At 62.7% G+C, this 13,972-nt stretch carries 12 protein-coding genes; 6 read left to right on the forward strand and 6 right to left on the reverse strand.

Features of this window, described 5'->3' with window-relative positions:
* Positions 1-87 precede the first annotated feature (87 nt).
* The 4 genes from HK23_RS02240 to argH all read right to left on the reverse strand — a co-directional run bounded on the left by HK23_RS02240 (position 88) and on the right by argH (position 6,000).
* Entirely contained in the window at positions 88-2,922 is a 2,835-nt protein-coding gene (locus HK23_RS02240) for a DUF4175 domain-containing protein (RefSeq protein ID WP_086652718.1), read from the reverse strand.
* Positions 2,919-4,262, reverse strand: a complete 1,344-nt coding sequence (gene lysA, locus HK23_RS02245) for a diaminopimelate decarboxylase (protein WP_086652719.1) — start codon at positions 4,260-4,262, stop codon at positions 2,919-2,921. Before lysA ends, HK23_RS02240 begins: the two co-directional genes overlap by 4 nt.
* 134 nt (positions 4,263-4,396) lie before the next feature.
* Positions 4,397-4,540, reverse strand: a complete 144-nt coding sequence (locus HK23_RS14480; protein WP_167347365.1) for a hypothetical protein — start codon at positions 4,538-4,540, stop codon at positions 4,397-4,399.
* A gap of 2 nt (positions 4,541-4,542) precedes the next feature.
* Complete coding sequence (gene argH, locus HK23_RS02250) at positions 4,543-6,000, reverse strand: argininosuccinate lyase (protein ID WP_086652720.1); 1,458 nt, start codon at positions 5,998-6,000, stop codon at positions 4,543-4,545.
* A 256-nt stretch (positions 6,001-6,256) separates the two neighbouring features.
* Between argH and HK23_RS02255 the strand changes: the two genes are divergently transcribed.
* From HK23_RS02255 to HK23_RS02280, 6 genes are all read left to right on the forward strand, one after another.
* The gene (locus HK23_RS02255) at positions 6,257-6,574 is read left to right on the forward strand and encodes a hypothetical protein (RefSeq protein ID WP_231888449.1); all 318 of its coding nucleotides are present in this window, start codon (positions 6,257-6,259) and stop codon (positions 6,572-6,574) included.
* Positions 6,575-6,668: 94 nt separating this feature from the next.
* Complete coding sequence (locus HK23_RS02260; RefSeq protein WP_086652721.1) at positions 6,669-7,526, forward strand: N-formylglutamate amidohydrolase; 858 nt, start codon at positions 6,669-6,671, stop codon at positions 7,524-7,526.
* A gap of 147 nt (positions 7,527-7,673) precedes the next feature.
* Entirely contained in the window at positions 7,674-8,549 is an 876-nt protein-coding gene (locus tag HK23_RS02265; RefSeq protein WP_086652825.1) for a shikimate dehydrogenase, read from the forward strand.
* Between the two features lie 46 nt (positions 8,550-8,595).
* Positions 8,596-9,183, forward strand: coding sequence for a dephospho-CoA kinase (coaE, locus tag HK23_RS02270; protein WP_086652722.1), 588 nt, complete (start codon positions 8,596-8,598; stop codon positions 9,181-9,183).
* Positions 9,180-9,857 carry a DNA polymerase III subunit epsilon gene (gene dnaQ / locus HK23_RS02275; protein WP_063908040.1) on the forward strand — a complete coding sequence of 226 codons (678 nt, stop codon included), beginning with the start codon at positions 9,180-9,182 and terminating at the stop codon, positions 9,855-9,857. Before coaE ends, dnaQ begins: the two co-directional genes overlap by 4 nt.
* 144 nt (positions 9,858-10,001) lie before the next feature.
* On the forward strand, positions 10,002-10,508 hold the full coding sequence (locus tag HK23_RS02280; RefSeq protein ID WP_256940020.1) for a hypothetical protein: 507 nt from the start codon (positions 10,002-10,004) through the stop codon (positions 10,506-10,508).
* Between the two features lie 77 nt (positions 10,509-10,585).
* Here the strand turns inward: HK23_RS02280 and HK23_RS02285 are convergent, their stop codons facing one another.
* Positions 10,586-11,698 carry a glycosyltransferase family 4 protein gene (locus tag HK23_RS02285; protein ID WP_086652723.1) on the reverse strand — a complete coding sequence of 371 codons (1,113 nt, stop codon included), beginning with the start codon at positions 11,696-11,698 and terminating at the stop codon, positions 10,586-10,588.
* Positions 11,699-11,706: 8 nt separating this feature from the next.
* Complete coding sequence (locus tag HK23_RS02290; RefSeq protein ID WP_086652724.1) at positions 11,707-13,881, reverse strand: heparinase II/III domain-containing protein; 2,175 nt, start codon at positions 13,879-13,881, stop codon at positions 11,707-11,709.
* Positions 13,882-13,972 lie beyond the last annotated feature (91 nt).

Below are 13,972 nucleotides of genomic sequence, written 5' to 3' on the forward strand. Positions count from 1 at the left end.
AATCGATACTCATATCTATTAAAAGATGCCTGAGACCCTAGGGCTTTTGGAGGGGCGTAGGCAAGGCTGAGCAGGCGTTTTCTGCCCTCAGAACGGTTTGAGCAGGCGGTCCAGATAATCCAGTTCCTGCTGGGGACGGGTGCGGTCAGAATCCCGGCGGCGCAGTTCCTGCTCAATCTCCCTCGCGCGCTGGCGGGCGACGTTATCGGGGATATGCGTGCCGTCATCCGGGGCCTGATCCCCGCCTTCACCCATGCGGCGGCCCAGCGGATCGCGCTTCTCTTTGCCGTTCTCCTGACCGTCGCTGTCATCTGCGTCATCAGAGGGCGAAGCACCGCCATCGCCTTCGTCCGCGCTACCCTGACCTTGCGCGCCGTCCCCCTGTCCGCCGGACTGACCACCACTATTGCCACCAAAAGCAGGGAGGAAGCTGGGGGTGGCGTTCTGGCCGTTGCCCTTCATGCTATCCTGCATCTGCTGGCGGCTTTTGCGCAGGGCTTCCAGCACTTTTTCTTCCGCAGTGGCGGCGGCAGCATCATCTCCGTCAGCCAGAGCCTTGCGGGCGTCGTGCATGCTTTTCTGTGCGTCCGAGAAAGCGGGTGGCGTTTTGCCGGTCAGTTCCTTGGATTCGTCTTTCAGTTCATCCAGCGCACGGTCCAGCGCATGCTGGGTGGCGCGTTCCGTGCGGCGGGCTGCAGCCTGCGCTTCAGCTTTGGCCGGGTCCAGCGCAGGTTGCGGTGCATCGCCTGCAGAGGCGTCCGGATGCTGAGGGGCTGCGTGCGGTGCGGGAGCATTCTGGTCAGTCCCCGGGGGCACGGGGAGGCCCAGCCGGCGGAGGAGTTCAGAGGTGGACATCGCGCCGTAATCCTCATCCCCGTCTTCGTCCGTATCCATGCCGTTCTGCTGGCGGGACTGGGCGCGGAGCGTCTCATCCAGACGGGACTGAGCGTGATCCAGCAGGGAGGTCTCTTTGCCTGTCAGGTCACGCAGGGCGGCTGCCTGTTCACGTGCTTTCTGCTGCGCCACCATCTGCTGCGCCATGGCCGCCATATCTTGCGGGGTGGCGTTGCGCATGCGCTCGGTGGCGTCTTCCATCTGTTGCAGGCGTTGCAGGGCATCGGCGGAATGGCCGTTGGCGGCATCACGCTGCAACTGCTGCATCAGGCGGGAAAACGCTTTGTCTCCGGCTTTGGAGAAACCGGGCAGATCAGGAATGGCCGTATGTTCCCGCATGGCCTGCGCGGCCAGAGCCTGCATCTTGCGGGCAATGGCGTCTTTCAGGGTTTTCAGACGGGCTTCCAGTTCCTCACGTGCCTGCGGTGATTGTTGCCCGTCTTCCCGCATGTGCTGCAACTGCTGGGCCACAGCAGCCTGAGCGGCGCGCACCTCAATGGAGGCCTGAGCGCTGGCGTCATCCCCTTTACGGCGGTCCTCAATATCCAGCGCCAGATCCCACAGCAGGTTTGTGGTGCTGGTGCGGGCCGTTTCCGTATCAACTTCCTTATCGTCCAGCATGGCAACAAGGCTGGTCAGGGTCAGGAACATGCCCGTGTGGTCATTAATCGGGCCGGGGGTCTCGCCAAGGGCGGCGAGGTCGGTTGCGGTTTCGCTCCGGCTTTCACGCCCCAGAGCAAAGCGTTTGCGCAGGTCCAGCACGGCACGGGCCACGGGGGAATGGAAGACGCGCGCGCCGAGTTTGAAGGTGGCGGGTTTGCTCTGTCCTTCATGCCCGCTGACGGCCGTAGCGACGACGCTGCCAGTCACGTCTTCGCCCGCCCAGGGATCTTCTGAAAGATCCGGCGTGATGACGCCCTTTGCGGATTTGGGATGACCGCTGAGGGGCAGGGGTACTGTGAGGGTGCGGGATGGGCCGCGTCCCGGATGGGCCAGATGCAGTTGCACAGAGAGCGAGGCCAGACCGTAGGCATGCGCAGCTTCATACGGCAGGCGGGTGCGCCAGTCTGTTTTGCCAGCGCCGGGGTTGGGGCCCCATGCGGCGGTGGGGGCTGCGTCGGGCAGAACAGTGACTGGCCAGCGGGCAAGCGTGCGGCCTCGCCCGGCCACACGCACAAGGCCACTGTGACGCAGGGTGACCTCAATTTTCCAGCTCTGGCGGTCCAGCGTCTGGCGGGCTTCATCCTGCATGACCAACCCGCCTGCGCTGCGCAGAACAGGGTGGGAGGAGAGGCCTGTGACAATAACGGTCAGCCGCGCGCCTTCCGGCACGGAGGGAGCCGGGGCGTTGGGATTGAGGAAAACCGGCGCTTCCGGTGCGTAAGCCGGAGGGGTGATCCACGCTTCGACATGCGCCATCGGCACGTCCGGGTCATCCCGTCCGGGAATAAATGCCGCGAGAAGACGACCGGGCGCAGACGACCCGGCCATAACCCCGGTGCTAACAAAAGCAGCCAGCAGAGCCGCCCCGATCCAGCGCCGTGCCGGGCTGGCGGGCAGCAGTCGCGGCCACCCCGCGCGCAGGGTGCCCAGAGAGGCCAGAACGCGCTGCTGATGCGCCTGCCACAACGGTTGCGGCAGGCCTTTGCGGGCACCGGCGGGCTGATCTGTCAGGGTGGCGAGCGGGCGGTGGCGCAGGCCGGAGGCGCGTTCAATCTGGCGGTCAATAGCGTCCGCTGTAGGGGCTTTCAGACGAGAGAGGTCATTATGCAGCCGCCAGCCGCACAGGCTGAGCCATCCTGCAACGGCCACAAGTCGCAGTCCGTCGGGCAGGTGTTGTGGCAGGCGTAAAAGCCCCGCCACACCATAAACGCCAAGCAGTGCCAGTGTGGGCTGGAGGGCGGGCCAGAGTTGTTCAGTATGCAGCACAAAGGCCGCGTGTTGGCGGACGGTCGCCAGCCGGGCCGCCAGAGAACCTCCGTCCGCAGTGGAGGAGGCCAGATCCTGTTTCAGATCCGCCGTCTTCATGCGGTTCCGGCAAGGTGGGAGGGCACGCTTTCACCCTGCCACAGGGCTTCAAGCGGCTGGCGGGGGCGAATGACGTGCCACGAGCCTTTGTCCACCAGCACTTCTGCCGCCAGAGGGCGGCTGTTGTAGGTGGAGCTCATCACAGCGCCGTAGGCCCCGGTGTCCAGAATAGCCACGCGTGCGCCGCGCTGCATGGGGGGAAGGGCGCGGTCCCGGGCGAAGGTATCGCCACTTTCACACACCGGGCCGACCACATGGGCCGGCCCTGCGGGCAGGGTAGCATCATGCGGGCTGAGGGGAACAATGCCATGCCATGCATCATACATGCTGGGGCGCAGCAGGTCATTCATGGCAGCATCCAGCACAAGAAACGGGGCTTCATCACCTCGCGCCTTGTTCAGAATAACGGTGCTGAGCAGCAGGCCGGAGGGGCCAACGGGCCAGCGGCCCGGCTCAATGGCCAGACGCACGCCCAGCCCGCCGAGTTCCGCCTTGATAGCCCCGGCCAGTGCTTCCGGCTGGCCTTCCGGCTCGTTGCGATAGGAAATACCAAGGCCGCCGCCGCAATCGACGACTTCAACCGTCTGGCCCGCCGCCCGCACCGTCTGCACCAGTTCGGCAATGCGGGCATAGGCAGCGCGATAGGGCGCGACAGAGGTGATCTGGCTGCCAATATGCGTGGAAAACCCGACGGCACGGATCCCCGGCAGGGTGGCGGCGCGGGCGTAAAGGGCTCCGGCGTCATCATACGGGATGCCGAACTTATTGGCCGCTAGCCCTGTGGTGATTTTGGCGTGGGTTTTGGCATCCACATCCGGGTTCACGCGCAGGGTGATGGTCGCGTCTTTGCCCAGCTTGCTGGCAATGCCGGCAATAATGTCCAGCTCTTCCGCACTTTCCACATTGATCTGCCCGATACCCAGACCGATGGCATGCTCCAGTTCGGCATCACTTTTACCAACCCCGGAAAACACGATGTGGCTGGCCGGGATGCCGGCTTTGAGCGCACGGGCCAGTTCGCCACCACTGACGATATCTGCGCCAAAGCCCTCTTCCCGCAGCAGGGAGAGGACGGCCAGATGATCGTTGGCTTTGACGGCGTAATGGATGGAGGCGTTCAGCCCGGCATCCTGCATGGCCTGCCGCATACGGTGCATGCGCGCACGCAGGGTGTCGCCGCTCAATACCCAGCAGGGGGTGCCGACTTTATCCGCAATGGCGTTAAGCGCCACGCCATCCAGCATCAGGCCGCAGAGCGGGTCCATGTCCAGATACGGACGGCTGGCCAGCAGCTCCGCAACGGTTGGGTCCGGGTCATGAAACGTCACATCATCGGCCATGGGGCGCGTAAGCCTTGAAAATAAAATGCTCCGGCACCCATGGGGCAGGGCGGCGTCTGCCGGACCCGGAGCGTGTTTGTTCTGTTATACCGCCAGCCTGACAGATTGCCAGTCATCATGCCAGTGGCGCAGGCTTAGTCTGCCGGCGGATAGCTCTGCGGATAAGTGATTTTATCCTGCGGCCCCGGCGCGTGGGGGGAGCCTTTCTTGCCGCAGCCGCTCAGCGGCAGGGCCAGCACGACCAGCGCCAGAAAACTGACAATCAGACGGATCTTCATGCTCAGGCCCCTTTGTTCTCTGCTGCGGGTTCAGCGTCCAGCGCAGCCAGCCATTTGCGGGCTTCACGCTGCACATTGCTGCCTGCGGTGCCGCCCTCACTGGTGCGGGAGGCGATGGAGGCCTCAACCGTCAGCACGGAATAGATATCGTCCGTAATGCCGGGTTCTTCCACCTGCATTTCTGCCAGAGACAGATCCGCCAGATCCACGCCTTTTTCTTCAGCCTTGGCAACCAGCCGCCCCGTGACATGATGCGCGGTGCGGAACGGCACCTTCAGCACCCGCACCAGCCAGTCGGCAATGTCGGTGGCAGTAGAGAAGCCGGAGCCAGCCAGCGCCCGCATCTGGGCCGTGTTGGCCGTCATGTCCCGCACCATGCCGTCACAGGCGGCGAGGGAGAGAGCGGCTGCATCCGTTGCGGCAAAAACCGGCTCTTTATCTTCCTGCATATCCTTGGCGTAAGCCAGCGGCAGGCCTTTCATGACTGTCAGCAGGCTGACAAGGCTGCCGGTAATGCGGCCCGTTTTCGCACGGACCAGCTCAGCAGCATCCGGGTTGCGTTTCTGCGGCATGATGGAGGAGCCGGTGGTGAACGCATCGGACAGCCGGATGAAGGAGAACGGTGAGGAACACCAGATGACAATCTCTTCCGCCAGACGGGAGAGATGCATGGCCATGATGGACAGGGCCGAGAGATATTCCAGCGCAAAATCCCGGTCCGAGACGGAATCGAGCGAGTTGGCGGTCGGGCGGTCAAAGCCCAGCGTGCGGGCGGTCATCTTCCGGTCAATGGGGAAGGACGTGCCAGCCAGCGCTGCGGAGCCGAGCGGGCATTCGTTCAGGCGTTTACGGGTGTCTGCCAGGCGGCCACGGTCCCGCGCCAGCATTTCCACATAGGCCATCAGATGGTGGCCGAAGGTCACGGGCTGTGCGGTTTGCAGGTGTGTAAAACCGGGCATGGGGTCTGACGCATGCTCTTCCGCACGGCGGGCGAGGGCGCGCATCAGGGAGGCCACCTGCTGGTCCAGTCCGTCCAGCGCGTCACGCGTCCACAGGCGGAAGTCTGTCGCCACCTGATCATTGCGGGAGCGGGCGGTGTGCAGGCGTTTGCCCGGCTCGCCAATCCGTTCGGACAGGCGGGCTTCGATATTCATGTGAATATCTTCCAGCGCTTCCGAAAATTCAAAGCGACCGGCTTCAATATCCCTGCCGATGGCCGTCAGGCCGTCGCGGATGGCGGCTTCATCCTCGGCAGAGATAATGCCGGTATGGGCCAGCATGGCCGCATGGGCCAGAGACCCTGCAATATCCTGCTTCCACATGGCTTTATCAAACCCGATCGAGGCGTTGATGGCCTGCATGATCTGGGAAGGGCCACCGGCAAACCGGCCGCCCCACTGCATGTTGGCGTCTGCTTTGGCCCCGGAGGCCGTGGTGGTGTCCGTGCTGCTCAGAGACATGTCATGCCCCAACCCGTATCCTTAAAAGTGTCTGTGTGCTGCCTCCGGCGGGTGTGGTGCCCCGTGGGTGCAGCGTGCAAAGCGTGCACCCTACTGATGCGCGCGCCGTGGCGCAAACCATGACGATACGCCATGATGCCGTTATCACCTGTTGTGAGGGCGGGGCTGCCCTGCTACGCGGCATGGGTTTTCGTAACGCGGGATCATCCCTATCTTGCGCAGGCAAGAGGAACAGGATTCCAAGGAGTTCATGACTATGAGTGCAACGAACAAACTTACGACCTACGCTGTGATTGATCCCGGCCCGAATGTGCTGCTGGAAGTCACGAAGTCTGCAAGCCCGATTGAAGCCGTAAAGAAAATCGAAGAGAAAATGCGCGGCTCTGAGTATGTGGCAACCCGTTCCTATGATCTGGGCGGCGAAGAATCGCTGGACGGGTCCGACCCGGTCTATCTGGTCTATGACCTGACGGACGCGGAACTGGATGATGAAGGCCTGACGGGTGAAGATGCCGGTCTGGTACGCGCTCAGGCTGATGAAGCTGGCGTGGTTGTCTCTTCCGCCAAAGGCTGAGGCATGAGGGCTTCTGGCAAAACGCCGGAGAGCTGAGCAGGAGGCCGCCCGGTTTAGCCCGTGGTGGCCTTTTTGTTTGATGGAAGGACGCAGGATGACAGGCAGTAACGCAAAAACAGCTTCAAGTTTTGCCGTCTATGGCACCGATCAGGGCGGCCCGTTTGTGCTGGTGAGCGACCATGCCGGTCGCGCCGTGCCGCCCGCCCTCGGCGATCTGGGCGTGAGTGCGGAAGAACGCGCGCGCCATATCGGCTGGGATATCGGGATTGATGGCGTGGGCCGTCAGTTGGCCGCTTTGCTGCCTGCCGTGCTGATTGAGCAGGTTTATTCCCGGCTGGTGATTGATTGTAACCGCGCACCCGGCCACCCGACCTCCATTGTCACCCTGAGCGACGGCACGCCCGTTCCTGCCAATGAGGGGCTGACGCCAGAGCAGATTGCCGCCCGGCATGAGGCCATTCTGCATCCCTACCACTCTCGTATTACGCAGGAACTCGATGCCCGCCTGAAAGCAGGTCGCCCGACGGCTGTTGTGGCGCTGCATAGCTTCACGCCGGAAATGCGGGGTTTCAAACGCCCCTGGCATGCCGGGATTTTGCATAATCATGATTCGCGTCTGGCTCACATTATGCTTGACCTGCTGCGGCAGGATGGGCTGACGGTGGGGGACAACGAGCCTTATGCGCTGACCGATACGTCCGACTACACCATTCCGCTGCATGGCGAAAAGCGGCAGCTGCCGCATCTGGAAATTGAAATCCGGCAGGATCTGATTGCCGATGAAGCTGGCCAGAAAGACTGGGCCGAGCGTCTGGCGCGCCTGCTGCCGGAAGCGTGGGCGCAGTTCTGCAAAACCTATGGGCCTGGCCAGACGGCAGAGACACTTAACGTGCAGGATAATCAGCAAGCGCCCCCGGCGTCCGTGAAGCAGGCAGGTCAGGCCAGCCGATAACCTGCCAGAGAGGCGTGCGGCCTTTGCCTCCGCGCCTGTTGCCCTTAGTGTTTGATTGAGCCACCTCTTGAAACAGGAGCGTCCTTTCGCCCTGTGTGCGGAGGGGGAGTGCCTCCGTCTTTCCCGCCTGAAACACCCGAGAACAGCATGACTAAAAATCCCGATTCCGCTTCTGCTAACCCTCAGATCATCACAGGCAAGGCGCGTCTGGCCGGGGTGCTGGGCTGGCCGGTTTCACACTCTCGTTCTCCCGCGCTGCATAATTACTGGCTGCGACGCTACGGGATTGATGGCGCGTATGTGCCGCTGCCCGTAAAGCCGGAACAGTTTGAGGCTGCCGTGCGGGGTTTGCAGGCTGCCGGGTTCCGGGGGGCGAATGTTACCATTCCGCATAAGGAAGCCGCGTGTGCGCTGGCGGATGAACTGGACCCGTCCGCCCAGCGGGCCGGGGCGGTCAATACGCTGGTGTTTGAAGAGGATGGCCGGATTCGAGGTCTTTCGACCGATGGCGGAGGGTTTGTGGCCAGCATGGATGCCAGTGGCATCAGCCTCCCGGCATCAGGCCGGGCGTTGCTGCTGGGGGCCGGGGGCGCTGCGCGGTCGGTCGCGGCGGCTTTGCAGGACCGGGGACTGCATGTGTCTGTCACCAACCGCACGCAGGCACGGGCTGACAGCCTCGCCGCAGTTTTGCCGGGGCTGGATGTTGTGCCGTGGGAGACGTGGGAAGCGGATCTTGGTGGGTTTGACCTGCTGGTAAACACAACTTCACTGGGCATGGAAGGCGGACCGGACCCGATGTTCCGTCCGTCTCTGAAAGCTGCGTCTCATAAGCTGGTTGTGGCGGACATTGTTTACGTGCCGCGCCTGACCCCGCTGCTGGCCGAGGCAGAACGGCACGGTCTGAAAACGCTGGGGGGACTGGGCATGCTGCTGCATCAGGCGCGCCTCGGCTTCCGTGAATGGTTTGGGCAGGACCCGGTGGTGGATGCGGAAACAGAAGCGACGGTGATGGCCAGCTTTTAACAGGCGGCAGGGGCAGGGTCTTGGGCGCAAGGAGCAAACACGCGGCATGAAAGTGGTGGGGCTGACAGGCGGGATGGGCATGGGCAAAAGCACCGTGGCCGCGATGTTTCGGCAGGCAGGGGTTCCGGTGTTTGATGCCGATGCCACCGTGCGCCAGCTTCAGGCTGACCATGGGCCAGCCCTTGGGCCAATAGCGGCCCTTGTGCCTCAGGCTGTGGTGGAGGGGCATCTGGACAGAGCCGTTCTCCGGCGCGCCGTGGCGGAAACGCCCGGTCTGTTACGGCAGCTTGAGAAAATTATTCACCCGATGGTGCAGGCGGCCCGGCAGACGTTTCTTACGCGCAACCGACGGCAGGGCGCGCGCTGTGTGCTGCTGGATATCCCGCTGTTGTTTGAAACGGGCGGACAGCGCGTGTGTGACCATGTTCTGGTGGTTTCCGCGCCCCCACGTTTGCAGGCCGAGCGCGTGGCACGGCGGCGCGGTTTACCAAAAGCAGAGGCCCGGCGGCTAATGGCACGCCAAATGCCAGATGCCAGAAAGAGACGGCTGGCGGATACGGTGATAGACACCGGGGTCTCTCTGGGCGCAACGCAGCGGCAGGTTCGCTCTCTGATTAAGGCACTGAAGGCATGAAACGCTCCATTCTGTTCGATACGGAAACCACAGGGCTGGACCCGGCCACCGGGGACCGGGTGATTGAAATTGCCGCCCTTGAACTGGTGAGTGACCTGCCCACAGGCCGCAGCTTCCGCGTGCTGATTGACCCGGAGCGGGACGTGCCGGAAGAGGCCTCCCGCGTGCATGGGTTTACGGCGGCGGACCTTGAGGGGAAGCCGAAATTTGCCGAGGTTGTGGACGAATTTCTCAGTTTTATTGGTGATGACCAGCTGATTGCCCACAACGCCCGCTTTGACTTTGGCTTTCTGAATGCGGAACTAAAGCGGGCCGGACGCAAGCCACTGGATATGAGCCGGATGGTGGATACGCTGGACATGGCGCGTGAGCGCTTCCCCGGCATGCCCAACAGTCTGGATGCGCTGTGCCGCCGCTTTGGCATCGATCTGTCTGCCCGAACCACCCATAACGCGCTGCTGGACTGCAAACTGCTGGCCGATGTGTATGTGGAGCTGATGGGGGGCCGCCAGCACGGTCTGGGGCTGGTGGCGGATGGCAGCCACGGTCCCGCCGTGATGTATGAAGGGCCGGTGAACCGCAGGGTTGTGCGGGTTGTGCCCACACCGGAAGAACTGGCGGCGCACCGCGCTTTTGTGGAAGAACTCAAGGAACCTGTGTGGACTGCTGAATAGAGGCAGGATATCTTTTTAAAAAGGTTACTGTCTTTATGGTCTTGCCGTGTTTCTTCTTTCCGTAAAACATGGCAATACGAAAAGGCGCTGCATCTGGATCCCCCGGACTTTGGCGGCCGCCATCCTGAAGCAAGGAGCCTGTTGATGCGCTCTGCATCCCTTCACATTGCGACTGCCCTGGCCTTGTGTGGCACATGGTCTTTGACCGCCTGTGCCCAGACGACGCTTGGGCCTGTAACGGGTGAAGTCTCATTTCACACCAGCTCAGCCGATCTTGGCGTGGGTTATACGTGGGGCCACGGGGTTCTGACTTACGGCGGGCGGACCTATCCGTTCTCCGTCAAGGGCGCTTCCGCCGCAGCAATCGGCTATTCGTCCGGTGATAGTGTAGGCAAGGTCTATAATCTTCAGCGGATTGAAGATTTCGCCGGCACATTCTGGGCCCTCTCCGGTGAGGCGACCGTGGGTCGTGGCGTCAGCGGTCAGCTGATGGAAAACGACAACGGCGTGCGGATTCGTCTGGACTACACGCGCGGCGGTGCACGCATTGCGGCATCTCCTTCTCGTCTGACCATCCGTATGCTGAAAACGCCGGATCAGTCCTCCGGTGAGCAGAGCGGTAGCGCAAAAGCCCATTCGGCTGCCAAATAAATTTTGGGATGAGATGTGGCGCAGGGGTATGAAGAGGCCTTAAGCCTCTCGCCTGCGCCCATCGTTCTGTCAGTCGCTCAGCGGCTGGTCAGTAATTGCACTGTTTTCTGAATAATCTGCTTTTCTTCAAACAGCGCCAGAGCGCGCTGGCGTCCGGCCTGCCCCATGCGGGTGCGCAGGGGGGCGTCCTGCACCAGCTTCCGCAGGGCCGCCGCGAGCGGCGCAACTGTAGCGGGGGGCACCAGCAGGCCGGTTTCCCCTGAGACGACCTGCTCACGCGGGCCGCTGATATCGGTGCTGACTACGGGCAGGCCCGTCATCATCGCTTCGATAATGGACATGGGCAGCCCTTCAAAATGACTGGGCAGCGTGAAAATATCCGCAGCGGCCAGAACCGCAGCCGTATCGGCCCGATATCCCAGACATTTCAGGCGCGGACCAAGGGCAGCCTGTGCTTCGGCAAAACAGCTGTCCAGTGCCGCACCGTGGTCGGACGTCAGGCGTTCGCCCACCACCCAGAGTTCGGCTTCGGGTACGCTGCGCATGGCTTCCAGCAGTTCCGGATACCCCTTGTGGCGCACCAGACGGGAGACCACGACAATAACCGGCGTCTCGGCGGCCGTACCAAGTTCCTGACGGATGTGTGCGCGGGCTGCCGGGTCTGGCCGAAAACGCGCACTGTCCCGCCCGTTACCAATGGCGATGGGGTTGCGGGCGATATGCAGCCGCCGGGCATCGTCCGCTTCTTCCTGCGAGACGGTGAGATAGACGTCCGTCATGCGCCCGCAGAAAAATTCCAGCACCAGCGCCAGTCCGCGTCGCAGCACAGACCCCGGCTGATTGAACAGAAAACCGTGGCAGGTATAGGCAATGCGCGGCACGCCACAGAGTTTGGCGGCCACGCGGGCCAGAATACCGCTGATGGGCATGTGGGCATGCACCATATCCGGCTTTTCTCGCCGGATCAGCCGCACCAGCGCCCAGAAGGCCCGCGCCTGCGCCAGAGGAGAAAAAGAGCGGGCAAAGGGCAGCGTTTCCACCCGGAATCCGGCTTGCCGGGGCGGAGCCACCAACGGGCCATCCGCACAAACCCCCACCACCTCATGCCCCTCATCCCGTAAAGCCTGCATGAGGGGGAGGAGAAAGTGGTTCAGGGAAAAATCGACGTTCGTGATTTCAAGAATTTTCACGCCCGGCCTTACTCAGTCATCAGCGTGAGTGCCCAGCGGACCGGGCGCATGGTCGGAGTGGATGAGGCTGCGTCAGCCGGTTTGCTGGAGGATGTGGGCGCAGAGGCCTCGTGATCTGTGAGACTTTCCATCTGTGGTGCAGGGTCAGTACCCGCACCATTTTCGGCAAACAGAGTCTCGGCCATGCTCGGTGTTTCCTGCGTGACCGGTTCGGAAGTGTCCGTATGGCTCAGGCCGCTCGTGCTGGCGGCCTGATACGGCATGCTGTCGGCGGGAGGGGCGTCATGCAGGAGCGGGCTGAAGGCATCCTCTTCGCTATCCTGTGGAGCGGCGGGGTAGGGGTGGCCGTCTTGCGTATAACCTTGCTCGTCTGTCTGGCCGTAAGCGTGGTCTGCATAGTCAGGTGCCGTGTCGTGCCCGGTCGTGGCTTCGTTTTCCGCCGGATAGGCCTCGTGCTCTGGTGCTGCGGGAGTCTCCCCGTAAAAAGCGTCCTGCTCCGGCGAGGTGCCGGTATGCTCGCCAGGATATGCGCCACCGTCTTCCGGGTGGGGTTCGTCCTGCGTAGGCGCTTCGGCGTGGTCTGCGTTGTCCGCTTCGGTTTCCAGAGCCTCTTCTTCTGCGGCAGCGCGTTCTTCAGGAGGTTCTGGTGCTTCGGGCGGGCAGAGGACAATTTGCAGGGAGTCCACGCGCTCACCGCTGCCCAGATAAACGCTGTCTTCCAGATAGGCGGGGACGTTGGCCTGAAACAGCCAGCTTTCCTCGTGCGTGTAGAGCAGGAAGCCGTGTTCAATTTCTTCCACGGTAATTTCAGGGTGCAGATGGAACCGCACACAGAAATCCCGGCTCTCTGTGCCTTCCAGTGCTTCCGCTCCGCGCAGGGTCTGGCCATCTTTGCCCAGATAAAGCTGGCGGGAGTACACGCCGCCGCCCTGTGGCTTATAGCCATCATGCGTCATATGCAGCCAGTGCGCCCCATCCTGCGAGGCCTGCGCCCGGGTGACGGTTGGTCTGCGGGTAATAGCCCCGCTCTGGTTGCGCGTAATGGGGGAGAGCGTGCCCATTTCCAGCACGGAATGGGCTGCCGGGACGCGCAATGCTTCAGCCCAGCCGCGCTGTGTGCTGGCCCCGCAATTGACGATAATCCGCTGGCGTCCAGAAGAGAATTCAAATGAGAGCATGCCAGCATGGGCCGTGCTGTCATACCCCGCCGGGGCGGGGCCTGCGGCATCAGCAAACAGCATGGTGCGGCCACTGGTCAGGCGGATATACCCGCTTTCCGGCTGGCTGGCGGCAACGACGCGCCCGCGGGAGGCGCGATTGAGCACTTGCTCGATCAGTTGCGGGTCACGCTCGCGGCTGCCGTTAAACAGCATCAGCCCGCCATCCCCATGCCGCATGGCGCGCAGGGCTGGCGCGGCACGGTCTGCTACTTCCATCAGGCGGGTCGGCAGAGGCAGGCGGGCGGTCTGGAGAATGCTGAGCATTTCCGCCAGTTCCCGCACGGCCTGAAACTGGTCTTCCGGGCAGCGGGTGATGTGGCTGCCATCAGCAAGAAACTGCTGATCAATTTCCTGATCGATCAGCTTGAGATAGCGGGACAGAAATTCCGGATGGTCAGGAATGGCAACAGCAACGGCCAGCAGGCCCTTCAGGGCTGTCAGTGCACGCCAGCCACGGGCTTCCTCCGGCATCAGCGCCATGATGGAGCGCGCTTCCATAATCAGCGCGGCCATCAGGTTCTGCCGGAAATTATCATCCGCGGCGGCGGCGAAAAATTCGTAATAGGAGAGCCATGCGGCCAGACGCGCGCCGGTTACGGACGGGTCAGAAATCGGGCGTTCAGAGGCAGGCTGGCCAATCCATGTGGCGACCATGCTGCGCGCCTTGATGCGGGCGGATTCCGCACCCAGTTCCCGCAGGTCCCGCAGCCAGGTAAAGCCTTGCAGCCAACGGCGATAGGCTTCCGGCCAGTTGGGGTTGTCCCACTGCAAATGCTGGAGGTTGCGCACAACGCCTTCAAACAGGCTCTGGTTCCGCACCAGCCGCTCACCCACCAGAGGGTCCCCCGGCCAGAGGTCTCGTAATGTCAGGGCCGGTGCGGCAGGCACACGACTAAAACCACCCAGCGGGTTCCGCATGGCAAAGGTCAGACGGGCATCACGGGTCCAGCGGCGCAGGGGCATCAGGCAGGGAGTGCTCCGAAGTGAGAGGGCAGGGAAGACAGCGGGTCTGTCAGACGTGATAAAGCCCTGAGCAAAGGGGCGGAATGATCTG

It is taken from the genome of Acetobacter malorum (genome assembly GCF_002153605.1).
Classification (GTDB): Bacteria; Pseudomonadota; Alphaproteobacteria; order Acetobacterales; family Acetobacteraceae; genus Acetobacter; species Acetobacter malorum_A.